At 68.6% G+C, this 26,365-nt stretch carries 18 protein-coding genes and 1 tRNA gene; 7 read left to right on the forward strand and 12 right to left on the reverse strand.

What is annotated here, in order from left to right; translation table 11 throughout:
* Nucleotides 1–250 precede the first annotated feature (250 nt).
* Nucleotides 251–1,957, forward strand: coding sequence for a carbohydrate binding domain-containing protein (locus OG194_RS07690; RefSeq protein ID WP_327400100.1), 1,707 nt, complete (start codon nucleotides 251–253; stop codon nucleotides 1,955–1,957).
* Nucleotides 1,958–2,053: 96 nt separating this feature from the next.
* Here OG194_RS07690 and OG194_RS07695 read toward each other — a convergent pair whose 3' ends face one another.
* From OG194_RS07695 to OG194_RS07715, 5 genes are all read right to left on the reverse strand, one after another.
* Entirely contained in the window at nucleotides 2,054–3,760 is a 1,707-nt protein-coding gene (locus OG194_RS07695) for an MFS transporter (RefSeq protein WP_327400101.1), read from the reverse strand.
* A 189-nt stretch (nucleotides 3,761–3,949) separates the two neighbouring features.
* Complete coding sequence (locus tag OG194_RS07700) at nucleotides 3,950–6,601, reverse strand: glutaminase domain-containing protein (RefSeq protein WP_327400102.1); 2,652 nt, start codon at nucleotides 6,599–6,601, stop codon at nucleotides 3,950–3,952.
* Nucleotides 6,602–6,979: 378 nt separating this feature from the next.
* Nucleotides 6,980–8,776 carry a coagulation factor 5/8 type domain-containing protein gene (locus OG194_RS07705; protein ID WP_327400103.1) on the reverse strand — a complete coding sequence of 599 codons (1,797 nt, stop codon included), beginning with the start codon at nucleotides 8,774–8,776 and terminating at the stop codon, nucleotides 6,980–6,982.
* Between the two features lie 208 nt (nucleotides 8,777–8,984).
* Nucleotides 8,985–9,069, reverse strand: a tRNA-Leu gene (locus tag OG194_RS07710).
* 225 nt (nucleotides 9,070–9,294) lie between these two features.
* Nucleotides 9,295–9,738, reverse strand: coding sequence for a MarR family winged helix-turn-helix transcriptional regulator (locus OG194_RS07715; protein WP_327400104.1), 444 nt, complete (start codon nucleotides 9,736–9,738; stop codon nucleotides 9,295–9,297).
* A gap of 72 nt (nucleotides 9,739–9,810) precedes the next feature.
* Here OG194_RS07715 and OG194_RS07720 point away from each other — a divergent pair, with 72 nt between their 5' ends.
* Nucleotides 9,811–10,767, forward strand: coding sequence for an LLM class flavin-dependent oxidoreductase (locus OG194_RS07720; protein WP_327400105.1), 957 nt, complete (start codon nucleotides 9,811–9,813; stop codon nucleotides 10,765–10,767).
* A 15-nt stretch (nucleotides 10,768–10,782) separates the two neighbouring features.
* Here OG194_RS07720 and OG194_RS07725 read toward each other — a convergent pair whose 3' ends face one another.
* The 3 genes from OG194_RS07725 to sucC form a co-directional block, all read right to left on the reverse strand.
* Nucleotides 10,783–12,360 carry an aldehyde dehydrogenase family protein gene (locus OG194_RS07725; protein WP_327407003.1) on the reverse strand — a complete coding sequence of 526 codons (1,578 nt, stop codon included), beginning with the start codon at nucleotides 12,358–12,360 and terminating at the stop codon, nucleotides 10,783–10,785.
* 181 nt (nucleotides 12,361–12,541) lie between these two features.
* Complete coding sequence (sucD, locus tag OG194_RS07730; protein WP_327400106.1) at nucleotides 12,542–13,423, reverse strand: succinate--CoA ligase subunit alpha; 882 nt, start codon at nucleotides 13,421–13,423, stop codon at nucleotides 12,542–12,544.
* An 11-nt stretch (nucleotides 13,424–13,434) separates the two neighbouring features.
* Nucleotides 13,435–14,565, reverse strand: a complete 1,131-nt coding sequence (gene sucC / locus OG194_RS07735) for an ADP-forming succinate--CoA ligase subunit beta (protein WP_327400107.1) — start codon at nucleotides 14,563–14,565, stop codon at nucleotides 13,435–13,437.
* A 178-nt stretch (nucleotides 14,566–14,743) separates the two neighbouring features.
* Between sucC and OG194_RS07740 the strand changes: the two genes are divergently transcribed.
* The 5 genes from OG194_RS07740 (at nucleotide 14,744) to OG194_RS07760 (ending at nucleotide 22,727) form a co-directional block, all read left to right on the forward strand.
* Nucleotides 14,744–16,426, forward strand: a complete 1,683-nt coding sequence (locus OG194_RS07740; protein WP_327400108.1) for a thiamine pyrophosphate-binding protein — start codon at nucleotides 14,744–14,746, stop codon at nucleotides 16,424–16,426.
* An 11-nt stretch (nucleotides 16,427–16,437) separates the two neighbouring features.
* A complete protein-coding gene (gene frc, locus OG194_RS07745) occupies nucleotides 16,438–17,670 on the forward strand; it encodes a formyl-CoA transferase (RefSeq protein ID WP_327400109.1) in 1,233 nt (410 codons plus the stop codon).
* Between the two features lie 4 nt (nucleotides 17,671–17,674).
* The gene (locus OG194_RS07750) at nucleotides 17,675–19,819 is read left to right on the forward strand and encodes an acetate--CoA ligase family protein (protein WP_327400110.1); all 2,145 of its coding nucleotides are present in this window, start codon (nucleotides 17,675–17,677) and stop codon (nucleotides 19,817–19,819) included.
* Nucleotides 19,820–19,939: 120 nt separating this feature from the next.
* Nucleotides 19,940–21,328, forward strand: coding sequence for an OFA family MFS transporter (locus tag OG194_RS07755; RefSeq protein WP_327400111.1), 1,389 nt, complete (start codon nucleotides 19,940–19,942; stop codon nucleotides 21,326–21,328).
* A 1-nt stretch (nucleotide 21,329) separates the two neighbouring features.
* The gene (locus tag OG194_RS07760; RefSeq protein WP_327400112.1) at nucleotides 21,330–22,727 is read left to right on the forward strand and encodes an OFA family MFS transporter; all 1,398 of its coding nucleotides are present in this window, start codon (nucleotides 21,330–21,332) and stop codon (nucleotides 22,725–22,727) included.
* A 105-nt stretch (nucleotides 22,728–22,832) separates the two neighbouring features.
* Here OG194_RS07760 and OG194_RS07765 read toward each other — a convergent pair whose 3' ends face one another.
* From OG194_RS07765 to OG194_RS07780, 4 genes are all read right to left on the reverse strand, one after another.
* Nucleotides 22,833–23,510: a GntR family transcriptional regulator gene (locus OG194_RS07765; protein ID WP_327400113.1), complete on the reverse strand. Its 678-nt coding sequence runs from the start codon at nucleotides 23,508–23,510 to the stop codon at nucleotides 22,833–22,835.
* 197 nt (nucleotides 23,511–23,707) lie between these two features.
* Nucleotides 23,708–24,646, reverse strand: a complete 939-nt coding sequence (locus tag OG194_RS07770) for a beta-ketoacyl-ACP synthase III (RefSeq protein WP_327400114.1) — start codon at nucleotides 24,644–24,646, stop codon at nucleotides 23,708–23,710.
* A gap of 149 nt (nucleotides 24,647–24,795) precedes the next feature.
* Nucleotides 24,796–24,930 (reverse strand): MFS transporter small subunit, encoded by a 135-nt coding sequence (locus OG194_RS07775; RefSeq protein WP_019065011.1) that lies wholly within the window; start codon nucleotides 24,928–24,930, stop codon nucleotides 24,796–24,798.
* On the reverse strand, nucleotides 24,899–26,230 hold the full coding sequence (locus OG194_RS07780) for an OFA family MFS transporter (RefSeq protein WP_327400115.1): 1,332 nt from the start codon (nucleotides 26,228–26,230) through the stop codon (nucleotides 24,899–24,901). The genes OG194_RS07775 and OG194_RS07780 overlap by 32 nt, the downstream gene beginning before the upstream one ends.
* Between the last annotated feature and the right edge of the window lie 135 nt (nucleotides 26,231–26,365).

The following is a 26,365-nucleotide window of genomic DNA, read 5'->3' on the forward strand; positions in this document are numbered from 1 at the left end:
GAGTTTTAGCTCCCGAACAGAGGCCCTTTTCACGCCTCCCGACGAGCGCACACCTGCGGGCGAACTGCGAGCCGACCAGGGATGCACCACCTCTACGGCCGTTCTCCCACCGGGAGTTGACGTGAATCGGCCCGACCGAACCAAGTTGGTCTAGTCCTCTTGACGGAGGGCTCCACGAGTTGTTTGGTATGTACCAATATCCCGAGTACCCCCCTCGCCCCCCAGCGGGCACCCCGAAAGGGGAACTGTCATGCGCCTGGCAAGATTCGCGGCCACCGTCTCCGCTCTCGCGCTCGCGGCCACCGGCGTCACCGTCGCCCTGGCCCCCGCGAGCAGCGCGGCGGGAAGCAGCGTCTACTCCGTGGCCCCCTACGTGGACATGTCGAACAGTCAGGAAGGACTGCTCGACACCGCCATCACCGGACACAAGCTCAAGGCCTACACCGCGGCCTTCGTGCTCGGCGTCGGCTGCAACCAGATCTGGGGAGACACACTCCCCATCGGCAACGACTCCTACACCGACCCCTTGATCGCCAAGGCCAAGTCCGAAGGCGCCTCCGTCATCGTCTCCTCCGGAGGAGCCAGCGGCGAACCGCTCGCCTGGACCTGCTCGACCCAGAGCAGCATCGACGCCGGCTACCAGGCCATCATCAACGACTACGGCGTCACCCAGCTCGACTTCGACATCGAGGGCGCCGCCATCGCGGACACCGCGGCCGCGGCCCGCCAGATGCAGGCGATGAAGGACCTCAAGGCGTCCAACCCGAACCTCCAGTTCTCCATGACCCTGCCGGTGCTCACGAGCGGGCTGACCGGCGACGGCGTCAACATCCTCAAGGCCGCCAAGAACGCGGGCATCAAGATCGACGTGGTCAACATCATGGCCATGGACTACTACGCCGGCACCGGCACCGAGATGGGCCAGGGCGCGGTCTCCGCGGCGAAGGCGACGCTGGCGCAGATGCAGTCCGTCGACTCCGGTTACACCTACGCCAACCTCGGCATCACGCCGATGATCGGCAAGAACGACGACGGTTCCACCTTCACGCTGGCCGACGCCCAGACGGTGGAGAGCTTCGCCGCGCAGAACAGTGTCGGACGGCTGGCGTTCTGGGCGATCACCCGGGACCAGGCGTGCGGCGGAAGCGCCAACTCCCTGCCCACATGCAGTGAGATCAGTCAGAACAGCCTCGCGTTCACCGACGCGTTCGTGCCCTACGAGGGCAGTTCGGGCGGCGGCGGAGGCACCACCAGCGACTTCTCCGTGTCACTGTCACCGGGTTCGGCCTCGGTCACCCAGGGCGGTTCGACAACTGCGGCCGTGTCTACGGCGGTTACGTCCGGCAGTGCCGAGTCCGTCAGCCTCGCCGCCTCGGGCGCGCCGTCCGGAGTCAGTGTCTCGTTCAGCCCCAACTCCGTTACGTCCGGCGGCAGTTCGATACTGACGGCGACGGTCGGTTCGTCCGTGGCCGCGGGCACGTATCCGATCACCGTCACCGGCACGGCCGCGACGGGCAGCCACAGCGCGACCTACACCCTGACGGTCACCACCACCGGAGGCGGCGGAGGAGGCGGGGGTTCACTGACCAACGCGGGTTTCGAGACCGGCAGTTCGAGCCCCTGGACCTGCACGGGCGGCAGCGCGGTGGTCTCCACCCCGGTCCACAGCGGCAGCCACAGCCTCCAGGTCACGCCTAGCGCCGGCAGCACCGGCGAGTGCGACCAGAACGTCACCCTGTCCCCCAACACCAGCTACACACTGACCGCTTGGGTGCAGGGACCGTACGCCTACATCGGAGTCACCGGCGGCGCCTCCGCGAGCACCTGGTCGAACAACTCGGCCTGGAACCAGCTCAAGACCACCTTCACCACCGGCAGCAGCGGAGCCGTCACGGTCTTCGTCCACGGCTGGTACGGCCAATCCAACGTCACCGCCGACGACTTCACCCTCGGCTGAGCAAACCGACACGACCAGACACGAATTGACGCTACGTCACCAACACGCCGCGGCTGGGCAGTTGCGCCCACGCCGCGGCGTCGGTGGACACGTCGGTCAGGCCTCGCTCCCGGCGAGCGCGGCCAGTTCGCGGTCGACGGCCTCCTGGTGGTCCTGGGCGTCCTCGCGGGCCTTCTTCGGGCTCCAGCGGCCGGCCATCACGAACACGAAGGGCAGGAACAGGACTTGCCCTCCCACGCAGATCCACCACCAGGTGCGCCACTCCCCGGGTCCGTTCTTCACGGCCTTCTGCACCTCCGGCCCGTGCTCCTTGAGCACCTTGAGCTGCGGCTGTGCCTTCTGTACGACGGCCAGGTCGGCGGGGCCGACTTCCTTGACGGCCTGCGCGGCCAGGGCGGGAGGCGTCGTGGTCGGCGTGTACTTGCCCAGCTCCGCGAAGAGTTGGGGATGGGCGTCGACGATGGCGAGGGCCGGGGCCGCCTGCTTCGTCGCGGCCGCCACCTCGGCGCCGTGCTCGACGAGCGGGGTGACGGAGGTGACCAGCACCGGGATGAACGCCGCCGACACGGCGACCACGATCCGTACCGTCCAGCCCCAGACCGCGAGCCCCGCTGCGGTCGCGGCCGGGTTCCGCTTCTCGACGGTCTCGGTGAAGCTCGCCATCCACGGCGCGTAGGCGACCCCGCTGAACACGCCGATCGCGACGAACAGCCAGGCGAAGGTGTAGTAACCGGTCGTCGCATGGGTGGCCAGCGAGGCGAAGACGGCCGTCGCCACGATCGCGCCGATCCCGCCGACGATCATGAAGGGCTTGCGCACCAGCAAACGGTCCGAGAGCAGTCCGGCCACGATCAGCGCGAGGGCGTTCGCGGCCCAGTACCAGTTGGCGAGGCCGTTGGTGCGCTGCTCGCTGTAGCCGAAGGTGGTCGAGAAGTAGACGACGAAGTTGCCGACCGCCGCGTAGTACAGGAGCAGGAACACCGCGATCGCGAAGGCCGAGCCGAGGATGTCCAGGCGCAGCATCTGCCGCCACTCCCCGCGCCGTACCGCCTCCGTGTCGAGTCCCTTGGCGCGGGCCTCGACCAGGGCGCGGTCGCGCAGGCTCACCATGATCTGGTCGCGCAGGCCCGGCGACAGCTCGCGCAGGGCGAACAGGGTGACGACGAACACGACCAGTCCGGCCGCCCCGGAGTAGCGCAGTTCGTCCTGCCAGCTGGCGGTGTCGAGCGTGCTGCTGGTCACCGACGTGACGACCAGGCTGCCGATGACCGGGCCCATCGTCCAGTAGCCCATCGCGGTGGCCCGGCCGAGCTGCGGTGAGAAGTCCCGGATCAGCGCCGGGGTCGCGACCAGCACGATGCCCTCGATGAAGCTGACGACCGCGAACAGCACCAAGTAGGTCGTCTTGTCACCGGCGTTGGGCAGCCCGAAGAAGACCAGAAGCGCGGCGACGAGCAGGCCGTAGACCACGAGGTTCGCGCGCCCCCACCGGTCCGCGAGGCCGGCCACGAGTGAGGCGAAGGCCCCGACCGCGTTGCCGATGACCGAGACCCACACGAAGTAGCGGTAGGTCATGTCGAAGTGCGTGATGATCGACGTCGCCACCGCGTACTGGATGTAGAGCATGTAGTAGAGCACGACGGTCGTGAGCACCACGATCGCCAGATACGACATGCGCCGCCCGGTGGCCGGATACGCCGGCAGGTCACGGCGGTACAGCCGGGCGAGCGAGCCGCGAGCACCGGCGCCGGGCGCGTCGGCACCGGGGCCTCGCGTGTCGAATGGTGCGGAGGCGGAGGGCATACGGCTCCCTTTGGAACGGCCGGGGACAAGAGGGGGCGGCGGGAGGTGGGGGCTCCTTCCGTTCGAGCGGAGGCTAGTACCGACTGGTCGGTATGACTAGATGTGCGACATGACTTCGCGCGCGGAGTGCCACGGACGGGACACTCCGCGCGCCGCGCGTTCAGGGAGGCCGGCCGCCTCGGAAGTGGATCAGACGAGCCGCCAGAGATGGTCGGAGGTGCCGTTGTCGTTCCACTGGGTCACCTGGGCGCCGTTGGCCTGGGAGGCTCCGTCGACGGCCATGAGCTTGCCGCTGTGCACGTTGACGATCTTCGTCCAGCCGTCGCCGTTGTCGACGAGGCGCCAGAGGTGGTCCTGGGTGCCGTTGTCGTTGTACTGCTGGACATGGGCGCCGTCGTCGAGGCTCTGGTCGTGGACGGCGAGCAGTTTGCCGCTGTTGCGGTTGTAGATCCTGACGGTGCCGTCGCCGTTGTCCACCACGGTCCACAGGTGGTCGGCGGTGCCGTTGTCCTCGTACTGGGTGACCTCGGCGCTGTCGGCCAGGGACATGCCGCTGACGGCGAGCAGCTTGCCGGAGTTCTTGTTCTGGATACGTTTCCAGGAGACGGAGTCGGCCGCCGGGGCGTTCATCAGGGCGAGGACGCCGCCGATCACGGGCCGGTCGGCGAAGCCCCGTTGGGCGCCGGTGGCGACGACGTACCAGTCGGTGAACGGCACACGCGTCGGCGTGGAGTTGGCGAAGCCGTAGACACCGTTGATCAGCATGGCGCGGGTGTCGGCGTGGTCGGCCAGCCACGCCGCGGTCCACATCTCCCAGTCGGTCTTGGTGTAGTCGTTGCGCGGGTCCAGCACCACGCCGTAGGTACCCGCCTTGGACCGGTACAAGGCGGCCTCCTGCGCGGCCACCCCGGTCGGCACCAGGTCCACGCCCAGTAGGCGGTCGGCGTAGCCGTTGTACTTCAGGCTCCAGGTGCCGTCCTGGTCGTAGGCGAGTTTGAGGTGGGTGCCCGAGGAGTCCTGGGCCAGGGAGACCCACCGGCTGATGTAGCCACGGGCCACCGTCAAGTAGTGCGCCGCGTCAGAGGAGTTGGACGCCGCCTTGGCCAGTACGCTCATCGCGCCGATGCCGATGATGCCCTTGAGCGCGAGGTTGGCGCTGTGCGCGATCCAGCCGGTGAAGTCGTCGGTCTGGTTCTGGTTCTCCGGGTCGAGGGCGTTGGCCACCAGGTACTCGGCCCACTGGTGGAGGATCGCGTAGTGCGCGGTGGCGAAGGAGGCCGCGTCGGCCGCCGGAAGGCGCTGGGCCACGGCCGCCGCCATGATCAGCATGTTGGCGGACTCCTCGATCGGCATGGCCTCCTCGTTGCCGTCCAGGTGCCCGGTCGCGTTCGGGTAGCTGGAGCCGAGGTCGTGCTCGGCGTACACCTTGGGCCAGCCGGCCTGCTCCGCGTAGAAGAAGTGCGGTTCGAGCAGCAGCCGCAGATACGCGGGCGAGAGGTGCAGGTAGGCGGGGGACGCCGGGTAAATGACGTCCACGGTCGAGAAGTTGCCGTTGGAGGAGATCTCCTTGAGCATCGCCCACGGCGAGCCGTTCCGGTCGACGAGTTCCGTCCCGGCCACGGCCTGACGCACCGCCAGGGCGCAGACGGCCGCGTAGTGTTCACCGGTTTCACCGCCGCCGGCGGCCTTCGCGGCATCGTCGTGGATCGCCTTGTCGAAGGCGACGGCGGCGGTCAGGGCGGCGGCGCGGTCGCCGTTGAACCAGTCGAGCATGGCGGTCCAAGAGCTCCAGTAGTGCGTCCACCACGGGTTCAGATTGGTGCCGAGGTAGCTCACCGCCGGGGTGCGCACATGGCCGACGACGACCTGGAACACCGCCGAGGGGGCGGCCGCGGTGACGGTGCCCAGGTTCTGGTTGAGGCCCAGCACGGGCCAGCGGTCGTTGATCGCGCGGGGCTGGGCGGTGTCGGAGGTACCGGCCAGCGTCCCGTTCGCGGCGGACGCCGCCCGTACGACGGTGTCCTGGCCGATCTGCCAGGTCAGCCCGCTCGCGGTGGGGGCGGCCAGCACCAGCGAGCCCCACGACGCCTGGTCGTTGTTCTCGGCCAGCACGCCCGGGGAGGCCGGTTGGCAGGTCAGGGCGGTCATGCTGCCGGTCGCCTGCTTGGCCCAGGTGACCTGGGTGGAACTGTCGCCGTGCACCCACTCGGCGGAGGCGTCGACATGCACGTCCACGGTGTGGCTCGCCCCGTCGCCGCTCGCGGCCTGGACGCTGATGTAGCTCAGCGGCACGCACTGGCGCTGGAGGTTGCCGAGGTCCACGGGCGAGAAGAAGGTGACCGTCAGCGTGACGCCGCCCCCGGTCAGCGTGAAGATCGACCGGGTGGCCGTGAGCTGCAACGACGTCTGCGTCATCGTGCTGAGCGCCGGACCGCCGGGCAGCGCCGGGGCACCGAGGAACACGTACGGCGTGCCGTCGATGCGGGCGATACCGGCCAGCGCGGTGATTCGCCCGTTCCAGAAGGTGGGCCAGGTGCCGGCCAGGTTGTCCCCGGCGAGCCAGGTGGTCAGGTACGGGGACCGCACGGCGAGGGGGGTGGCGGGTGGGCGCAGCGGGCTGAATGTCGAGGCTGCGGCGTCGGCCGACGGGGTGGCGGTGGCGGCGTTGGTGGCGGAAGTGGCGGAGGTGTTGGTGGCGGCATGGGCGGGCGAACCGGCGATGCCGAGGCCGCCGAGGGCACCTGCGGCGGCCACTCCTCCCCAGCGCAGCAGGTCGCGTCTGGTCAGCGGGAGCAGTCCGGTGGGGTGGGGAGGGCGGCCGTCGTCTTCGGAGTGGGGCATGGGGGCTCCTTCGATGGGCAACGAGAGTCCGACATCGTTGTCAGCAGGCCTTGCTGACGAAGTGTCACGTGACGGGATGCCACCTGACGGGGTGCCACCTGCTGGGGTGTCACGGAGAGCGCGTGCTTCGTGCCGACAGAACCGAGCGGGGCGGACGGCCCGGAGAGCGGGTCAGGGCGGGCCGCCGCATGGGTGGGTGCTGTGCCAACTGCCTTTCCAGCGACGGAAAGTGCGGAACGGAAGGGCGGGCGGTACGGAAGGGCGGTGTCGATGGATGACAGCACCGCTCGGGACGGGCGTCCAGCCCTCGCGCAACGCCCGTCCCTCACAACAGAGTTCAGGATGTGAGGTGAGGCGAGATGAGGTGAGGCGGTCCGGTCAGGGGTACGAGGTCACCGTGGACGGCACGGTCGAGGTGCCCGAGGTCGGCGAGCCCGTCTCGTTGATGACGTGCTCGTACTGGCCCTGGCCGCCGAGCGAGACGACCATCACGTCGTGGAACTTCACGCCCGGGGTGTCCGGAACGGCGAATCCGTTGTGCTGGACGATCGTCGAGTCGACGTTGTAGTAGCAGTAGCTGCCCAGCCCCCACGCCTCGTGCGTGGACACGGAGTCGGCGACCTTGTAGGCCGCGTACCCCTTGATGTCGCCGTTCTGGATCGCGGCCTGGTTCGGGGCGTCGTACGCCTTCTCGTTCTGGAAGAAGATCGTGCGGCCGCCCTCACCGTTCCACTGGACGTCGTACTTGTTGAAGTGCTCGACGAACAGGCCGGTGGCCAGGACGTCGGCGCCGTTGACGACGAGGCCGTAGTCGGCGCGGTTGGTGTCCCAGCCGATGCCCGTGCCGTGGTCGGCGCGCCACAGCCAGGTGTGGTCGACGATCGTGTCGCGGCTGTTGATCACCATGCTGGTGGTGGCCTGGCCCGCGCCCGCACCACCGATCCGGACGAACACGTCCTGCACGGTGGTCGGGTTGGCGGAGTGGTCGGCCGACGCTCCCGTGGGGCCGACTTCGAGGAGTGCGGCGGAGTTGACGGTGCCGGCGTCGATGAGGAATCCGGCGAGCCGTACGCCGTCGACGTCGGCGGTCTTGAGGGCCGTAACTCCGTTGTCCGGGACGAGAGTTGCGTAACCCAGGCCCAGCACAACGGTGTTGGGGCTGGTCACCTCGATCGGCTGGTCCAGGTGGTAGATCCCCGGCGTCAGCAGGAGGTGAAGTCCCTGCGTGAGCGCCTGGTTGAGGGTGGCCGCGGTCACGCCGGGCTGGGCGACATAGAACTGGGTCAGCGGAACCGAGGTGCCTCTGGGCGTGCCGCTGCCCCAGGTCGTGCCGCGCGCGTCGGTGCGCAGTTCGGGCAGGAAGACCTTGTAGTCGCTCCCGTCGAGATAGAGGAAGGGCTTCTCGCGGGAGACGGGTGTCGTGTCGAGCGTGGTGTACGGCGGGCTCGGGAAGCTCTGCGCCGGGGCTCCCTCGACACCCGAGAACACCATGTTCCAGACGGCGTTGAGCCAGCTGCCGATCGCGCTGTCGCGGGTGTACCACTGCTGCTGCGAGTACGGCTGGACCTGGCCGTCGATCCGGCTGTCGGCGATGTAGCCGCCGCTGGCCCAACCGTAGCCGTTCGGGGAGAGGTTGAGGCTGCCGCGGACGTGCATCCGACGGAAGGGGGCCGCCTGAGCCACGGCCCACCTGTTCGTGCCACTGACCGGGGTGAGGGCGAGGTTCTCCGCCGAACGCCAGAAGTTCTGCGTGGCGTTGCCGTTGAACCAGCCGGCGTCGACCGTGATGTCACCGTTGATCGAGGTGTCGTCGGGAGACAGACCGAGCCCGGAGATCGAGGTGTAGAAGCCGAGTTGGGCGTTGAGTCCGTTGTACGTGCCCGGCTTGAACAGCAGTTGATAGCGGCCGGTGCCGAACTGGGCCGTCTCCTGCTGGGCGAAGATCTGGTCCAGCCTGGCCTGGATACCCGAGGTGGACGGGTCGAAGACGATGACGTTCGGACCGAGGTCGCCGCCTCCGGGCAGGTCCAGGGCGCGCTCGGGAGCGGCGGACGCCGGCGGCGACAGGGCAACCAGCCCTGGCCCGGCCGCCGCCGCGGCCATGGCACCGAGAACCGACCGGCGGGCAAGGGGAGTTCGTCCGAAGGACGAGGCACCTGCGGGGGAAGGAGGCATAGCGGGGCGACACTCCTGGTTCAGGAAATGAACGGTGGGGGGATCTGGGAGCGCTCTCTCGCCGATGCATGCTTCATCCGCGTGAACCACGCGTCAAGAGTTGTGACCGGAGTCCATGCATGTTCTTGGAGACACGTGCGGACGTACGTCCACGAAACGCAAAAGGTGCCGACCGAGAATCGGTCAGCACCGCTGTGCGTACTGTTTGTGTCCGAGGGGGGACTTGAACCCCCACGCCCGTTAAAGGGCACTAGCACCTCAAGCTAGCGCGTCTGCCATTCCGCCACCCGGACTAGGTGTCTGCCGCCTGGCCGGGGGTGTTCCCCGCGGCGACATGGACAACAATACCAAGCTTTCGGAGTGCCTTTCACCTGCATATCCACCCCGGGGAGAGCAGGTCACGGAGGGCCCGCGACCTGCGGGAAGTCGCCACCTCAGGTGAACGAGCGACTACGGACGCCGGCCGGATTCCGCCACTCCGCCACCCACCCGCTCCCGCCCGCTCCCGCCCGCTCCCGTCACTCCCGCTCCACGAGCACCAGTGTCCGCAGTGCCCGGACGAGTGACGCCGCCGTCTCCTCGTCCAGCGGAGCGAGGAAACGGCGCTCCGCCGCACGGCGGGCCTTCTCGGCCTGGCGCAGACAGTCCCGGCCCTCGGGTGTCAGTTCGACGATGTTCTTACGGCGGTCCTTCGGGCTGCGCCGCCGTTCCACCAGACCGTGGTCCTCAAGGCCGTCGATCAGCGACACCATCGTGGTCCGGTCGACCCCGAGCCGCCCGGCGGCCTCGACCTGCGACAACGGCTCCTCCGCGGCGAGCACCACCAGTACGGCCAGCTCATGACCGTCCACTCCGTGCGGCGCCAGCGCCTCGGCCGACGTCCTGGCCAGCTTTGCCTGGGCGTGCTTGAGGAGGTAGCCGAGCCGGGACTCCAAGGGGGTGGGGTGCTGATCGTTGGCCATTCGTCGACTGTATCCCGACCGAATCCCTCGCCTGATCGTCAGTAGTCCTGATGATTGGCTATGCTGACGGCCATGACAGACGAGGCTGACATGAGCACCGTGCGTTTCGGGATCAAGACCACCCCCATGCATGTGTCGTACGAGGACATCCGACGGGTCTGGCTGGAGGCGGACACCGTGCCGGAGATCGCGGACGCCTGGCTGTGGGACCACCTGCTGCCGGTCGCCGGGCCCAAGGACGGGCAGATACACGAGGGCTGGACGCTGCTCAGCGCGCTGGCGGCGCAGACCCGGCGGCTGCGGCTCGGGCTCCTCGTGACCAGCAACCGCGTCCGCCCGCCGGCCGTGCTCGGCAAGATGGCGTCCACCGTGGACGTGATCTCGGGCGGGCGGCTGGTGCTCGGGCTGGGAGTGGGCGGCACCCATCAGCCGCCGGGGGCCGGTGGGATCGAGGGCGCCAATCCGGCGATCGCGGAGTACGAGGCGTACGGTCTCTCGCTCGTCCCGCCGGGTGAGGGCCTCGCGCGGCTCGCGGAGACCGTCGAGATCCTGAAGGGGATGTGGACCCGGGACGTCTTCGACTTCGAGGGCTCCTACTACCGGCTCAGGGGAAACCGGAGCGAGCCCAAGCCCGTGCAGCAGCCGGGCCCCCCGCTGCTCATCGGCGGCTGGGGCACCCGGCTGCTGCGGCTGGTCGCCGAACACGCCGACATCTGGAACGTTCCCGGGCCGCCGCACAACACCGTCGAGTACGTCGCCGAACGCGCGCGCGTCCTCGACGCGCACTGCGCCGGACTAGGCCGCGACCCCGGCGAGATCACGCGTTCCGTGCAGGTCCTGGTGTCGTACGACGATCCGGCCGCGACGCGGGAGATGGTCGGGCGGCTCATCGAGGCCGGGATGAACCACATCGTACTGAGCCTGCCGCGCCCGTATCCGCAGGGCGTGGCGCGCTGGTTGGCCGACGAGGTCATCGCCGGGCGGCACTCGACGGACGCGAGCACCACCCGGCCGCCGGTCACGGCATGAACGGATACCCGCCGGTCACGGCATGAGCTGATACTCCGGGAAATTGCCGGGCAACCGCTCCCCCACCGGTCCATGCGTCACCGCGCGGATGAGGAGTTCGCCGCCGACGAAGGCGCCGCGCCAGGACGCGCCGAAGCCGCCGAACAGTTCGTCGCGGTCGCCGCGGGAACGTGGCTTGCCGTGGCCGACCTTGAACGCGCGGATCTGCGGGGCCAGTCGGTCGTAGGTCGCCCGGTCGTCGGTGGAGAGGGTGGCGACCAGTGCGCCGTTGGACGCGTTCATCGCGGCGAGCAGTTCCGCCTCCGTGTCGACCAGGACGATGGTGTCGACCGGGCCGAACGGTTCCGCGTGGTGCAGCGGCGACGACGGAGGCGGGTTGAGGAGCGTGACGGGTCGGACGTACGCCGAAGTGTCCTGCCCGGGAAGGAAGTTGGCCTCGGACAGCTTGCCGCGGTGCAGGGGTACGGCGCCGCGGTTGATCGCCTCGGCCACCTGGTCGTGGAGTTCCTTGGCCTTGGCCGCGTTGATCACCGGGCCGAAGTCCAGTTCCGGGTACGGGTCTTGGGCGTGCCGGACCGCAAGAGGGTGACCGACGCGGAGAGTTCGGACCGCGGGGAGGTAGGCGGTGAGGAACTCGTCGAACAGCTCACGCTGGACGACGAAGCGCGGGTACGCCGTGCAGCGCTGTTTGCCGTAGTCGAAGAGCTTGGGGATCACCGCGGTGAGCGTGTCCCAGTCCGTGTGGTTCCAGATGCCCCAGGTGTTGAGTCCTTCCTGTTCGAGGATGTGCCGCTTGCCCAGGTCAGCTACGGCCGTGGCCACCGCGGCTCCGGTGTCGCGGCCCCCGACGAAGGAGACGCAGCCGATCTCGGGCGCGCGGACCAGCGCCTCCGACAGCTCGCCTCCGCTGCCGCTGACGAGGGTGACCGGTATCCCCTCGCGCGCGGCGAGCGCCGCGGCCAGGGTGAGGCAGGCGACGCCGCCGTCGGTCGGGGTCTTGGCGATGACCGCGTTCCCCGCCAGTGCCTGCACGAGCATGGCGTGGACGAGCACGCTCATCGGATAGTTCCAGCTCGCGATGTTGGACACCGGGCCGTCGAGCGGGGTGCGGCCGGCCAGCATCGGCTCGATGCCGTCGACGTACCAGCGCACGCCGTCGATGGACCGGTCCACGTCCGCCTGCGCGAGCCGCCACGGCTTGCCGATCTCCCAGACCAGCAGCAGCGCGAGGAGTTCGCGGTGTTCGGTCAGGGCGTCCAGCGTGGCGGCGACGCGGGCGCGCCGCTCGTCGAGCGGGACGTGACGCCAGGCGCGGTGCTGGTCGAGGGAGGCGCGTACGGCCTGATGGGCGGTGGACCGGTCCAGGCGGGGCGGCCCGGCGATCGGGCTGCCGTCGACGGGGCTGGTGGCGGGCAGTGCCCGGCCGTCCCGCTGCCAGGCGGCGTTCCAGAGGTTGAGGACACGGTCGTCCTGGAACGCCTCGGGCGCGACGACGAGGCAACGCCGCCAGGCGTCACTCCAGGACGTGGCCGCCTTGAGGGTCGGGGGGTGAAGGGTGGGCTCGGGGGTGGATGTCGGGGTGGAACCGGGCATGAGGGTTGATGCCATGCTTCTGCTCCGCTCTCGGTGCACAGTCGGGGCGGGGTGAGGCAGGAACGGTCCAACGGACGAACTGTCGTACAGATGAAGCTAGTTACGCTCGAAGGAGCGCAACAGTCACGGCACATCAACTATGAGTGACATCACGTGCCGCTCACGGGAGGGCCGGAGCCGCTCACGGCAGATTCAACCGGTCCAACACCAGCCGCGCGGTCTCCGTCGGCGTGCTTCCGACCTTCACTCCTACGGCCTCCAGCGCCTCCTTCTTCGCCGCCGCCGTACCGGAGGAGCCCGACACGATGGCGCCCGCGTGGCCCATGGTCTTGCCCTCGGGTGCGGTGAAGCCGGCGATGTAGCCGACGACCGGCTTGGTGACGTGGTCGCGGATGTACGCGGCCGCTCGCTCCTCCGCGTCGCCGCCGATCTCCCCGATGAGGACGACGAGTTCGGTGTCGGGGTCGTCCTGAAATGCGGCGAGGCAGTCGATGTGGGTCGTGCCGACGACAGGGTCGCCGCCGATGCCGACGCAGGTCGAGAAGCCGATGTCCCGTAGCTCGTACATGAGTTGATAGGTGAGCGTGCCCGACTTGGACACCAGGCCGATGCGGCCCGGCTTGGTGATGTCGGCGGGGATGATGCCCGCGTTGGCCTGGCCGGGGGTGATCAGGCCGGGGCAGTTGGGGCCGATGATCCGGGTCCCCTTCGACGTGGCGTATGACGTGAAGGCGACGGAGTCGTGGACGGGGATGCCCTCGGTGATGACGACGGCGAGGCCGATGCCCGCGTCGGCGGCCTCGATCACGGCCGCCTTCGCGAAGGCCGGCGGCACGAACACGACGCTGACATCGGCTCCCGTCGACCGCATACCGTCGGCGACCGACCCGAAGACCGGGACGGCACGGTCGTCGAAGTCGACGGTACGGCCGGCCTTGCGCGGGTTGACGCCGCCGACGATGTTCGTGCCTGCCGCGAGCATCCGGCGGGTGTGCTTCATGCCCTCGCCGCCGGTCATGCCCTGGACGAGGATCTTGCTCTCCCTGGTGAGGTAGATCGCCATGTCCCGGCTCCTTAGCGTGCGTTGGCGAGGTCGGCGGCGCGGCGGGCGGCGCCGTCCATGGTGGTGGCCTGCTGGACCAGCGGATGCGCGTGCCCGTCGAGGATGGCCCGGCCCCGAGCCGCGTTGTTGCCGTCGAGCCGGACGACCAGCGGCTTGGTCAACTGCACCGATTCCAGGGCCCGTACGATGCCGTCGGCCACCGCGTCGCAGGCGGTGATCCCGCCGAAGACGTTGACGAACACGGACTTCACGGCCGGGTCGGAGAGGATCACGGACAGCCCGTCGGCCATGATCTGGGCCGATGCCCCGCCGCCGATGTCGAGGAAGTTGGCGGGACGGGCGCCGCAGCCTGCGACGACGTCGAGCGTCGACATGACCAGGCCCGCACCGTTGCCGATGATCCCGACCTCGCCGTCGAGCTTGACGTAGTTGAGCCCCTTCGCGGCGGCCGCCACCTCCAGCGGATCGTCGTGCGCCGCCCCCTCGGCACCCCAACGCGCCTGCCGGAAGCGGGCGTTGTCGTCGAGGGTGACCTTGCCGTCGAGGGCGAGGATCTGCCCCTGCTTCGTCCGCACGAGCGGGTTCACCTCGACGAGAACGGCGTCCTCACGGACCAGCACCTCCCACAGCCGTACGAGGACGTCGACGGTCTGCGGCGGCAGGCCGGCCGCCTCGGCGATCTCGCCCGCCTTGGCCGAGGTGACGCCCTCGGCGGGGTCGATGTGCATGCGGGCGACCGCCTCCGGTCGACTGGCGGCGATCTCCTCGATCTCCATACCGCCCTCGGCGGACGCGATCGCGAGGAAACGGCCCGCCGCTCGGTCGAGGACGTACGAGACGTAGAACTCGCTCTCGATGTCGACCGGTTGGGCCAGCATCACCTTGCCGACCGTGTGGCCCTTGATGTCCATGCCGAGGATCTGCCGTGCGGTCAGTTCGGCGGCGGCAGGGTCGGCGGCGAACTTCACTCCTCCCGCCTTACCTCGCCCGCCGGTCTTGACCTGCGCCTTCACCACCACACGTCCGCCCAGCCTGCGGGCGATCTCCCGTGCCTCCTTGGACGAGGCGGTGACCTCGGCCCGGGGCACCAAGATGCCGTGTTCCTCGAAGAGTTCCCTCGCCTGGTGCTCGTACAGATCCATCCGAGCTCCTCACTGCTGTGTCTGTCCGGGGAGCGACCCCGTCCCCCCGAAAAGTGCCGCACGCCCCCTGGACACCACCCACCGGATGCGGGATAACAAGTTTCATACAGTATTCGTCGACTGTATGCAATGTACCGCGAGAGCGTTCCAACCCCCTACGAAGGGACAGGACTTCGCCATGCCCGACGACACCCAGGACGTGATTTCCGGTGGTCATCTCGTCGCCAAAGCCCTGAAGGCCGAGGGGGTCGACCGCATCTACACCCTGTGCGGCGGCCACATCATCGACATCTACGACGGCTGCGTCGACGAGGGCATAGAAGTCGTCGACGTACGCCACGAACAGGTGGCAGCCCACGCGGCGGACGGCTACGCACGCATCACCGGCAGGCCGGGGTGCGCGGTGGTCACCGCGGGTCCCGGTACGACCGACGCCGTGACCGGTGTCGCCAACGCCTTCCGCGCCGAGTCCCCGATGCTGCTCATCGGCGGTCAAGGGGCCCTGACCCAGCACAAGATGGGGTCCCTACAGGACCTGCCGCACGTCGACATGATGACGCCGATCACCAAGTTCGCGGCAACGGTGCCGGACACGGCGCGCGCCGCCGACATGGTGTCGATGGCGTTCCGCGAGTGCTACCACGGCGCGCCCGGCCCCTCCTTCCTGGAGATCCCGCGCGACGTCCTCGACGCGAAGGTGCCGGTGGGCAAGGCGCGGGTGCCGAAGCCCGGCGCCTACCGCGCCTCGACCCGCTCGGCCGGCGACCCCGAGGCGATCGAGAAGCTCGCCGACCTGCTGGTCCACGCCGAGAAGCCGGCGATCCTGTTGGGCAGCCAGGTGTGGACAACTCGCGGCACCGAGGCGGCCATTGACCTCGTCCGCACGCTCAACATCCCCGCGTACATGAACGGCGCGGGGCGCGGCACCCTCCCGCCCGGCGACCCGCACCACTTCCAACTGTCGCGCCGGTACGCCTTCTCCAACGCCGACGTCATCGTCATCGTCGGCACGCCCTTCGACTTCCGCATGGGCTACGGCAAGCGCCTCTCCCCCGACGCGACCGTCGTGCAGATCGACCTCGACTACCGCACCGTCGGCAAGAACCGGGACATCGACCTCGGCATCGTCGGCGACGCGGGGCTCGTGCTGAAGTCGGTCACCGAGGCCGCCTCCGGTCGCATCAACGGCGGTGCGTCCCGGCGCAAGGAGTGGCTCGACGAGCTGCGCGCCGCCGAACAGGCCGCGATCGAGAAGCGGTTGCCGAGTCTCAAGTCGGACGCCTCACCGATCCACCCGTACCGCCTGGTCAGCGAGATCAACGACTTCCTCACCGAGGACTCCATCTACATCGGCGACGGCGGCGACATCGTCACCTTCTCCGGGCAGGTCGTACAACCCAAGTCGCCCGGCCACTGGATGGATCCGGGCCCGCTCGGCACCCTCGGCGTCGGCATCCCCTTCGTGCTGGCCGCCAAGCAGGCGCGACCGGACAAGGAGGTCGTGGCCCTGTTCGGCGACGGCGCGTTCTCTCTCACCGGCTGGGACTTCGAGACCCTCGTGCGCTACGACCTCCCGTTCGTCGGCATCGTCGGCAACAACTCCTCTATGAACCAGATCCGTTACGGCCAGGCCGCCAAGTACGGCCTGGAGCGCGAGCGGGTCGGCAACACCCTCGGGGACGTCCACTACGACAAGTTCGCCCAGATGCTGGGCGGTTACGGCGAGGAGGTCCGCGACCCCGCCGACATCGGCCCCGCGTTGCAACGCGCCCGTGAGTCGGGCAAGCCGTCGCTGATCAACGTCTGGGTCGACCCGGACGCGTACGCCCCCGGAACCATGAACCAGACGATGTACAAGTGAGGTGAACGGCCATGACCGCAAGGGCACTTGAGGGCATCCGCGTCCTCGACATGACGCACGTCCAGTCCGGCCCCTCCGCGACCCAACTCCTCGCCTGGCTCGGCGCCGACGTCGTCAAACTGGAGGCGCCGACCGGTGACATCACGCGCAGGCAGCTGCGCGACCTCCCGGACGTCGACTCGCTCTACTTCACGATGCTCAACTGCAACAAGCGGAGCATCACCCTCAACACCAAGACCGAGCGCGGCAAGGAGATCCTCACCGCGCTGATCCTGCGCTCCGACGTCATGGTCGAGAACTTCGGGCCGGGCGCGGTCGACCGTATGGGGTTCACCTGGGATCGCATACAGGAGATCAATCCCCGCATCGTGTATGCGTCCATCAAGGGCTTCGGGGACGGGCCGTACACCAACTTCAAGGCGTACGAGGTCGTCGCGCAGGCGATGGGCGGGTCGATGTCGACCACCGGCTTCGAGGGCGGGCCGCCGCTGGCCACAGGCGCTCAGATCGGTGACTCCGGCACAGGAGTGCATACAGTAGCCGGGATACTGGCGGCACTCTTTCAACGGGAGAGCACCGGCCGCGGCCAGCGCGTCAACGTGGCCATGCAGCACGCTGTACTCAATCTGTGCCGGGTGAAGCTGCGCGACCAGCAGCGTCTGGCACACGGGCCGCTCGCCGAGTACCCGAACGACGACTTCGGCGACGAGGTGCCGCGCTCGGGCAACGCGTCCGGCGGCGGGCAGCCCGGCTGGGCGGTCAAGTGCGCGCCGGGCGGCCCGAACGACTATGTGTACGTCATCGTGCAGCCCGTCGGCTGGAAGCCGCTCACCGAGCTGATCGGCCGGCCCGAGCTGGCCGAGGACCCCGAGTGGGGCACGCCCGAGGCCCGGTTGCCGCAGCTCTCCAAGATGTTCCAGCTGATCGAGGAGTGGTCCTCCACCCTGCCCAAGTGGGAGGTGCTGGAGCGGCTCAACGCCCACAACATCCCGTGCGGGCCGATCCTGTCGACCAGGGAGATCATCGAGGACGAGTCGCTGGTCGCCAACGAGATGGTCGTGACGGTGCCGCACCCCGAGCGCGGTGAGTTCGTCACCGTGGGCAGTCCGCTGAAGCTCTCCGACTCCCCTGTGGACGTGACCAGTTCACCGCTGCTCGGCGAGCACAACGAAGAGGTCTACATCGGCGAACTCGGTCTCGGCGACGACGAGTTGCGCTTCCTCAAGTCGAACGGGGTGATCTGACGTGATGGCAGAGGACCGGACCCTGAGGGTGCGCGCACTCCTCGACTCCGTGCGGGCCGAGGGACGGTTCGCGCTGACCGCGCCCGAGGGCAAGGTGATCGCCGACGCGTACGGGATCGCCGTACCGGGTGAGGAGTTGGCGACGGACGTCGACGAGGCGGTGGCGTTCGCGGCGCGGTTCGGCGGGCCCGTCGTGATGAAGATCGTCTCGCCCGACATCCTGCACAAGACCAACGCCGGCGGCGTGATCGTCGGGGTCGAGGGCCCGGCGGACGTACGGGCCGCGTTCCACAAGATCGTCGACAACGCGCGGGCGTACGACGCCGACGCCCGCATCGAGGGCGTCCAGGTACAGGAGTTGCTGCCGCAGGGCCAGGAGGTCATCGTCGGCGCGGTGACCGACCCGACGTTCGGGAAGGTGGTCGCGTTCGGGCTCGGCGGGGTGCTCGTCGAGGTGCTCAAGGACGTGACGTTCCGGCTCGCGCCCGTCACCCCTGACGAGGCGCTGTCCATGCTGGACTCGATCCGCGCGGCGGAGATCCTGCGCGGGGTGCGCGGCGCACCGGCCGTCGACCGGTGGGCGATCGCCGAGCAGATCCGCCGGGTGTCCCAACTGGTCGCGGACTTCCCGGAGATCGCCGAGGTGGACCTCAACCCGGTGATCGCGACACCGGAAGGTGCGGTCGCGGCGGACATCCGCGTCATCCTCGCCGAGTCGCAGCCGGTACCCCGTCGACGGTATACACGCGACGAAATCCTGACGACGATGCGCCGGTTGATGGAGCCGAACTCGGTCGCCGTGATCGGTGCCTCGAACGAGCAGGGCAAGATCGGCAATTCGGTGATGCGCAACCTCGTCGACGGCGGCTTCGCCGGGGAGATCCATCCGGTGAACCCCAAGGCCGATGACATTCTGGGCCGCAAGGCGTACAAGAGTGTCACGGACGTTCCCGGTGAGGTGGATGTGGCCGTCTTCGCCATTCCCGCCAAGTTCGTGGCAGCGGCACTGGAGGAGGTGGGACGCAAGAACATCCCCAACGCCGTCCTCATCCCCTCCGGGTTCGCCGAGACCGGTGAGGTCCAACTCCAGGAAGAGATAGTCGAGATCGCCGAGCGTTACGGCGTCCGTCTCCTCGGGCCGAACATCTACGGCTACTACTCGACCTGGCACGACCTGTGCGCCACGTTCTGCACGCCGTACGACGTGAAGGGCGGGGTGGCGCTGACCTCGCAGTCCGGTGGCATCGGGATGGCCATCCTCGGGTTCGCGCGGACCACGAAGATGGGGGTGTCGGCGATCGTCGGGCTCGGCAACAAGTCGGACCTGGACGAGGACGACCTGCTGACGTGGTTCGGCGAGGATCCGCACACCGAGTGCATCGCGATGCACCTGGAGGACCTCAAGGACGGCCGCGCGTTCGTCGAGGCGGCCCGAAAGACCGTGCCCCGTAAGCCGGTTGTGGTCCTCAAAGCAGGTCGTACGGCGGCGGGTGCGAAGGCCGCCGGGTCGCACACGGGCGCGCTCGCGGGCGACGACGCGGTGTACGAGGACATCCTCAAGCAGGCCGGGGTCATCCGCGCCCCCGGGCTCAACGACATGTTGGAGTACGCGCGCGGCCTCCCTGTGCTGCCAACCCCCAAGGGAGACAACGTCGTTATCATCACGGGCGCCGGCGGCAGTGGCGTGCTGCTCTCCGACGCGGTGACCGACAACGGCCTTTCCCTGATGGAGATTCCGGCCGATCTGGACGCGTCCTTCCGGGAGTTCATCCCGCCCTTCGGGGCCGCGGGCAACCCGGTCGACATCACCGGGGGCGAGCCGCCGTCGACGTACGAGGCGACGATCCGGCTGGGTCTGGAGGACCCGCGCATCCACGCTCTGGTCCTCGGCTACTGGCACACCATCGTCACTCCCCCGATGGTCTTCGCGGAGCTGACCGCGCGCGTGGTCGCCGAGTTCAAGGAACGCGGCATCGAGAAGCCGGTGGTGGCGTCGCTCGCGGGTGACGTCGAGGTCGAGGAGGCCTGCCAGTACCTGTACGAGCACGGGGTGGTGGCGTACCCGTACACGACGGAGAAGCCCGTGGCCGTGCTGGGCGCGAAGTACCGATGGGCGCGTGCGGCAGGCCTGTTGGGCGGTGGTTCATGACGTAGGTGATCACGGGGTCGGCCGACAGTGCGGTCGGTCGGCCCCGGGGACCCGTGCGCACGCGAAAGGCATTGGACAGGGGGCGCTGGCCAGAACTTTCGACGCAAGGGGCACTGAGCGATGGCAACAACGGACTACCCAACGTCCGTCTCCCACAGGGAGGTGACGGACCGTCACGGCCGCGTGTACCGCATCGGTGAATCCGATGTCGACATCATGGGCCGGGCGCGCAAGTGGATGGTCGTCCTGCCCTGGGTGGGCATGATGGGCATCAGTTCCGCCGAGTACGCGTTCACGTCGGCGGAGGACACGCTCCACGACGCGCATCTGTGGAGCAGTGGACACATCTTCTGGCTGATGGGCGTCTGGGTGTTCTTCCAGGCGGCCGTGGCCTTCCCGGCCGGGCAGTTGCGCGAGAGCGGCAGACTCCCGGCGCGTACAGCCATGTTGATCGGTGCGCTCGGCACGCTGCTGGGCTATCTGGCACTCGCCTTCGCGCCGAACGTGCTCGTCGCCTACTTCGGCTTCGGCATGTGCAGCGGTATCGGCGCCGGTCTTGTGTATGCGACCTGCGTGAACATGGTCGGCAAGTGGTATCCGGAGCGCAAGGGCGGCAAGACGGGCTTCGTCAACGGCGGATTCGCCTACGGGTCCGTGCCGTTCGTGTTCCTCTTCACCTCCGTGCTCGACCTCGGCAACTACAGGGTGCTGCTGAGTCTGGTCGGCGTAGGGCTGTGTCTGGTGGTGGCGTCGGCGGGCTGGTTCTTCCGTGATCCGCCGAAGAACTGGTGGCCCGCGCACGTCGATCCGCTCACCGCGGCCCAAGACCCCAGGATCCGGCGGGCGTTGGAGAAGAACCCGCCGGCCGTCAAGCAGTACACACCCAAGGAGGCCGCCCGTACCCCCGTGCTCTGGATGATGTGGTTCTGTCTGCTGTGCACGGCCGGCATCAACATCTTCGGCATCGCCTTCCAGGTGCCGTTCGGCAAGGACATGGGCTTCGCGGGCGGGATCGTGGCCACGGCGATGTCCCTGAAGGCGATCGTGAACGGCACCGGGCGCGGTGTCATCGGCTGGATCTCCGACCGTTTCGGCCGCCGCCACACGCTGATCATCGTGTGTCTCGTGCTCGGTACGGCCCAGTTCGGCGTGCTGGTCTCGGGCCAGATGGGCAGCATGCCGTTCTTCCTGTTCTGCTCCATGGTCTCGGGTTTCGGCGGCGGGGCGATCTTCCCGCTGTTCGCGGCCATGACCGCCGACTACTTCGGTGAGAACAACAACGCCAGCAACTACGGGATGGTCTACAGCTCGAAGCTGATCTCGGGGCTCGTCGGCTCCGGTCTGGGCGCGGTCGTCGTGGGTGAGTGGGACTACCACGGCGCGTTCGTCCTGGCCGGTTCGGTGGGCCTGGCCTCCGCGGTGCTGGCGCTCTTCCTCAAGGCTCCGGGCAGGCCCAACGCCCGGCGCATCGTGCCCAATCCGCACCCGCTCGGCGAGGAGATGGCGTGACATGACCGCAGATCCCATCACCACGAACGAATCCGGCGCCGCGAACCGTCCCTACCGTGAAGTGACCGACGCCCACGGCCGCGTCTACCGCGTCGGCGAGACCGACCGGGACATCCTCGGCCACTCGCGCAAGATCATGATCTATCTGCCGTGGATCGCCATGATGGCGATCAGTGTCTTCGAGTACGCCTACGGCTCCGCGGAGGACACCCTGTCCAGCGCGCACGGCTGGACGCAGAGCAACACCTTCTGGATCCTGAGCATTTGGGTCTTCTTCCAGGCCGGCATCGCCTTCCCGGCGGGCTGGATGCGGGAGAAGGGCATCCTGTCGGCCCGCAGGGCGATGTACATCGGCTCCGTGCTCTGCGTCATCGGATTCCTCGCCCTGTCCCACCTGGACAACGTATGGCTGGCGATCATCGGCTTCGGCGTGATCGGCGGTATCGGCGCCGGGTTGGTCTACGCGACCTGCATCAACATGGTCGGCAAGTGGTTCCCCGAACGGCGGGGCGCCCGCACCGGGTTCGTCAACGGCGGCTTCGCCTACGGTTCGCTGCCGTTCATCTTCATCTTCAACTACGCCTTCGACACCGGGAATTACCACCGGGTCCTGGATCTGATCGGCTGTTACATCCTGATCGTGGTGTTCGGGTGCGCGTTCTTCTTCAAGGACCCGCCGAAGAACTGGTGGCCCGCCGACATCGACCCGCTGACCTACGGCGGCAGCGGCAAGAGCGCGACGAGCCTCGCCAAGAACCCGCCCGCCGTAAAGCAGTTCACCCCGAAGGAGGCCATCCGTACCGGCATGCTGCCCCTGATGTGGCTGTCCATCGTGCTGACCGCCGGGGTGTCGATCTTCGGGATCTCCTTCCAGGTCGACTTCGCGAAGGACGTCGGTTTCGGCCCGCTGGTGGCGGCCTCCTCGATGGGCATCATGGCCGTCATCAACGGCATCGGCCGCGCGGTCGTCGGCTGGCTGTCCGACCTGTGGGGCCGCAAACTCACCCTGGTCTTCGTCATCCTGGTCCTGGGCCTCGCCCAGTTCGGCGTGATCTGGGCCGGCCATCTGCGCAGCGAGTGGCTGTTCCTGCTCTTCGCCTTCCTCTCCGGCTTCGGCGGCGGCGCGTTCTACCCGATGTTCGCCGCGCTGACCCCGGACTACTTCGGCGAGAACTTCAACGCCACCAACTACGGCCTGGTGTACAGCGGAAAGCTCGTCAGCGGCCTCTTCGGCGGTGGCCTCGGCTCGATGGTGGTGGCGGCCTGGGGCTACAACGGCGCGTACGCGCTGGCCGGCGGAGTCTCGATGGTGGCGGCGGCGATCGCACTGCTGCTGCGCCAACCGGGGCGCGGTGACAGGGAGTTGACCCAGGTTCCCCAACCACAGCCCGCGACCTGACGGTTCGTCCGACCTCGTCGCAGACCTGACCTGCCTGATGGCCCTCCCCGGGACGGGAGGGCCATCGCCTTCGCGTCTGTCGGCGCGTCAGGAGCCTTGTGGGGCTCAGGACTTGGCGCGCTCGTGGTACGACCGCCGGGTGTGCTCGGTGTGTTCGCGCATCAGCAGGCCTGCGCGCAGCTCGTCGCGGGCGGTGATCGCGTCGATCAGGGTGCGGTGCTCGATCCAGGACGTCAGGCCGCGCTGACGGGCCACCGGCGTGTAGTACCAGCGGACCCTGCGGTCGACCTGTGCGGCGAGTTCGGCGAGGACGGCGTTGCCGGCCAGCTCCATGACCTTCGCGTGGAAGCGGGCGTTCATGGCGACGGCGGCGTCCACGTCGTCGGCGTCGACGGCGCGCTCGCCCTCCGCGCACAGCTCCTCCAGGACGGCGATCCCGGTGCTGCCCGCGTTGACGGCGGCGAGGCGGGCGGCCTCGGCCTCCAACAGCGTCCGTACGGTGAGGAGTTGGTCGGCCTCCTCCTCCGTCGGCTCGTGCACGAACGCGCCCTGGGCCGGCCGTAGATCGACCCAGCCCTCGGTGTTGAGCCGCTGCAACGCCTCCCGCACCGGCTGCCGGGACACCCCGAGGTGTCCGGCGAGTTCGCTCTCGACGAGATGCTGACCGGGCCGGAGGGCGCGGGTGGTGATGAGTTCGAGCAGTGCCTCGTAGACGCGGTCGCGCAGCGGACCCGGACGTTCGAGTTTGGGCACCGCCCCCTGCGGCAGTCCTTGCGACAACATCGCGGTCCCCCTCCTGGGCAACATCGGCATTTTGCAGACAGTAGCCAGCAGACAGTGGCCGTACGCGTACGCGGCACGGCACGGCCGTACGACCCAGTATCGATTGTCTATCGTCTACAGTCTACGGCGCACAGTGGCCAGAGGGTGCGGGAGTCGGCCTCGTCACATCCAAGGTCACACCTGAGCGGGTGCGCAGGTCACGGGCACCGGACGACCTGGCCGGCGTACGACAGGTTTCCGCCGAAGCCGAACAGCAGGACGGGGTCGCCGGTGCGGACGGCACCCTGTTCGACGAGCTTCGAGAACGCGAGCGGGATGCTGGCGGCCGAGGTGTTGCCCGATTGGACGACGTCGCGGGCGACGACGGCGTTGACGGCGCCGATCTTCTCGGCGAGGGGCTCGATGATGCGCAGGTTCGCCTGGTGGAGGACGACGCCGGCGAGGTCGGCAGGGGTCAGGCCCGCCTTCTCGCAGGCCTTGCGGGCGATGGGTGGGAGCTGGGTGGTGGCCCAGCGGTAGACGCTCTGGCCCTCCTGCGCGAACCGCGGGGGCGTGCCCTCGATCCGTACCGCGTGCCCCATCTCGGGCACGGAACCCCACAGGACCGGTCCAATGCCGGGTTCGTCGGCGGCCTCGACGACGGCGGCCCCCGCTCCGTCGCCGACGAGGACACAGGTCGTACGGTCGGTCCAGTCGGTGACCTCGGACATCTTGTCGGCGCCGATGACCAGGGCCCGGGTGGCCGCTCCCGCGCGGACCGTGTGGTCGGCGGTGGCCAGGGCGTGGGTGAAGCCGGCGCACACAACGTTGATGTCCATGGCCGCGGGCGACGGGATGCCGAGGCGGGCGGCGACGCGCGCGGCCATGTTCGGGGAGCGGTCGATGGCCGTGGAGGTGGCGACCAGGACCAGGTCGATGTCCCCCGGCGTCAGGCCCGCGGCGGCGAGGGCCTTGGCGGCGGCGTGCGCGGCCAGCTCGTCGACGGGTTCGTCGGGCCCGGCGATGTGGCGGGTCTTGATGCCGACCCGGGAGGTGATCCACTCGTGACTCGTGTCGACCATGCCCGCCAGGTCCTCGTTGGTGAGTACCTTGGCGGGCTGGTAGTGGCCGACGGCGGCGATCCGCGTGCCGTTCATGGGTGGTCCCCCTCGTTGCCTTGGGTAGCGGGATCCACCAGTCTTGCCAGTGACTCGCGGGTACGACGGCAGGTGATGCCACAGGAAACAACGGTCCGGGTTGTCGGCTTCTGTCATCCATCCTGTGATTGACGGTGTCGCCCGAACATTCAGCCGGTGAACAGCTGCTTCGCCTTGAGGACGAGTTCGTACAGGCCGTACACAAGGGGCGCGCCCACCCAGAGCCAGGCGAAGGCGATGAGCGGCCGTCGGTCAGGCGGACTCTGACTGCTGTCGTTCGACATCGGCGGCCTCCCTCTGGGCGGGAATGTGGTGGCGGGCGTCGACGGGCCGGACGAGTTCGTTGGCGACGAAGCCGATGACGAGCAGCCCGATCATGATGATGAAGGAGGTGTTGTAGAGGGAGGCGCCGTGTTTTCCGGCGTCCTTCTGGTGGTCGGCGATCCAGTTGACGATCAGCGGGCCGAGGACACCGGCCAGGGACCAGGCGGTGAGCAGCCGGCCGTGGATCGCACCGACCTGGTAGGTCCCGAAGAGGTCCTTCAGGTACGCGGGTACGGTCGCGAAGCCGCCGCCGTAGAAGGACAGGATCACCAGCGCGCACAGGATGAACAGCGGCTTCGAGGAGTCGCCGAACAGTGCGATGAGCGCGTACATGACCGCTCCGACGCCGAGATAGACGCGGTAGATGTTCTTGCGGCCGATCAAGTCGGAGGTCGAGGACCACCCGATGCGGCCCGCCATGTTGGCGGCGGAGAGCAGCGCGACGAAGCCGGCGGCGGCCGACACCGTGACGGGGGTGGAGGTGTCCGCGAAGAAGTCCGTGATCATCGGGGCGGCCTTCTCCAGGATGCCGATGCCCGCGGTCACGTTCATGCACAGGACGACCCACAGGCACCAGAACTGCGGGGTGCGTACGGCGCTGTTGGCCGAGACCTGTACGCCGGAGAGGACGCTGGGCGCGTTCTCCACCGGCTTCTCGGTGCGCGGCACTCGCACCAGGAGCACGCCGAGTGTCATGAATACCGCATACGAAAGACCGAGTACGAGGAACGACTGGGCGATACCGGTGTTGTCGGAGCCGAACGACTTCAGCATCTGGGCCGACCACGGGGAGGCGATGAGCGCGCCGCCGCCGAAGCCCATGATGGCGATGCCGGTGGCCATGCCGGGCCGGTCCGGGAACCACTTGATCAGGGTCGAGACCGGTGAGATGTAGCCGATGCCGAGGCCGATCCCGCCGACGAAGCCGTAGCCGAGGACGATCAGCCAGAACTGCTTAGTCTCCGCACCGAGCGCGGAGATCAGGAAGCCGGAGGAGAAGCAGATCAGGGCGACGGTCATCGCCCAGCGCGGCCCGTTGCGTTCCACCAGGGCGCCGCCGAACGCGGCCGACAGGCCGAGCATGACGATCGCGAGCTGGAAGGGCAGGGCGCTCTGGGTGCCACTGAGGTTCAGTGAGGATTCGAGCGGCGGCTTGAAGACGCTCCAGGCGTAGGCCTGGCCGATGGAGAGGTGTACGGACAGGGCGGCGGGCGGAACCAGCCAGCGGCTCCACCCCGGGGGTGCGACTGGGGGACTCATGATCCCGGACGGTAGGGAGCGGCAAAGGAGTTGAGAAGGCGGCGCGTCGACCGTATGCGATGAGCGGTATGCAGAATGCGCCGAACGGTCGGCCCGGAGTTCCGACTCCCGTTCCCCGCGCCGGTTCGTGCGCCT

Source organism: Streptomyces sp. NBC_01288 (assembly GCF_035982055.1).
Taxonomy (GTDB): Bacteria; Actinomycetota; Actinomycetes; order Streptomycetales; family Streptomycetaceae; genus Streptomyces.

What these genes read in the sequence shown, in the direction of transcription:
- OG194_RS07690 (WP_327400100.1), top strand. Translation starts at nt 251, where the DNA reads ATGCGCCTGGCAAGATTCGCGGCCACCGTCTCCGCTCTCGCGCTCGCG.
- OG194_RS07695 (WP_327400101.1), bottom strand. Translation starts at nt 3,760, where the DNA reads ATGCCCTCCGCCTCCGCACCATTCGACACGCGAGGCCCCGGTGCCGAC.
- OG194_RS07700 (WP_327400102.1), bottom strand. Translation starts at nt 6,601, where the DNA reads ATGCCCCACTCCGAAGACGACGGCCGCCCTCCCCACCCCACCGGACTG.
- OG194_RS07705 (WP_327400103.1), bottom strand. Translation starts at nt 8,776, where the DNA reads ATGCCTCCTTCCCCCGCAGGTGCCTCGTCCTTCGGACGAACTCCCCTT.
- OG194_RS07715 (WP_327400104.1), bottom strand. Translation starts at nt 9,738, where the DNA reads ATGGCCAACGATCAGCACCCCACCCCCTTGGAGTCCCGGCTCGGCTAC.
- OG194_RS07720 (WP_327400105.1), top strand. Translation starts at nt 9,811, where the DNA reads ATGACAGACGAGGCTGACATGAGCACCGTGCGTTTCGGGATCAAGACC.
- OG194_RS07725 (WP_327407003.1), bottom strand. Translation starts at nt 12,360, where the DNA reads ATGCCCGGTTCCACCCCGACATCCACCCCCGAGCCCACCCTTCACCCC.
- sucD (WP_327400106.1), bottom strand. Translation starts at nt 13,423, where the DNA reads ATGGCGATCTACCTCACCAGGGAGAGCAAGATCCTCGTCCAGGGCATG.
- sucC (WP_327400107.1), bottom strand. Translation starts at nt 14,565, where the DNA reads ATGGATCTGTACGAGCACCAGGCGAGGGAACTCTTCGAGGAACACGGC.
- OG194_RS07740 (WP_327400108.1), top strand. Translation starts at nt 14,744, where the DNA reads ATGCCCGACGACACCCAGGACGTGATTTCCGGTGGTCATCTCGTCGCC.
- frc (WP_327400109.1), top strand. Translation starts at nt 16,438, where the DNA reads ATGACCGCAAGGGCACTTGAGGGCATCCGCGTCCTCGACATGACGCAC.
- OG194_RS07750 (WP_327400110.1), top strand. Translation starts at nt 17,675, where the DNA reads ATGGCAGAGGACCGGACCCTGAGGGTGCGCGCACTCCTCGACTCCGTG.
- OG194_RS07755 (WP_327400111.1), top strand. Translation starts at nt 19,940, where the DNA reads ATGGCAACAACGGACTACCCAACGTCCGTCTCCCACAGGGAGGTGACG.
- OG194_RS07760 (WP_327400112.1), top strand. Translation starts at nt 21,330, where the DNA reads ATGACCGCAGATCCCATCACCACGAACGAATCCGGCGCCGCGAACCGT.
- OG194_RS07765 (WP_327400113.1), bottom strand. Translation starts at nt 23,510, where the DNA reads ATGTTGTCGCAAGGACTGCCGCAGGGGGCGGTGCCCAAACTCGAACGT.
- OG194_RS07770 (WP_327400114.1), bottom strand. Translation starts at nt 24,646, where the DNA reads ATGAACGGCACGCGGATCGCCGCCGTCGGCCACTACCAGCCCGCCAAG.
- OG194_RS07775 (WP_019065011.1), bottom strand. Translation starts at nt 24,930, where the DNA reads ATGTCGAACGACAGCAGTCAGAGTCCGCCTGACCGACGGCCGCTCATC.
- OG194_RS07780 (WP_327400115.1), bottom strand. Translation starts at nt 26,230, where the DNA reads ATGAGTCCCCCAGTCGCACCCCCGGGGTGGAGCCGCTGGCTGGTTCCG.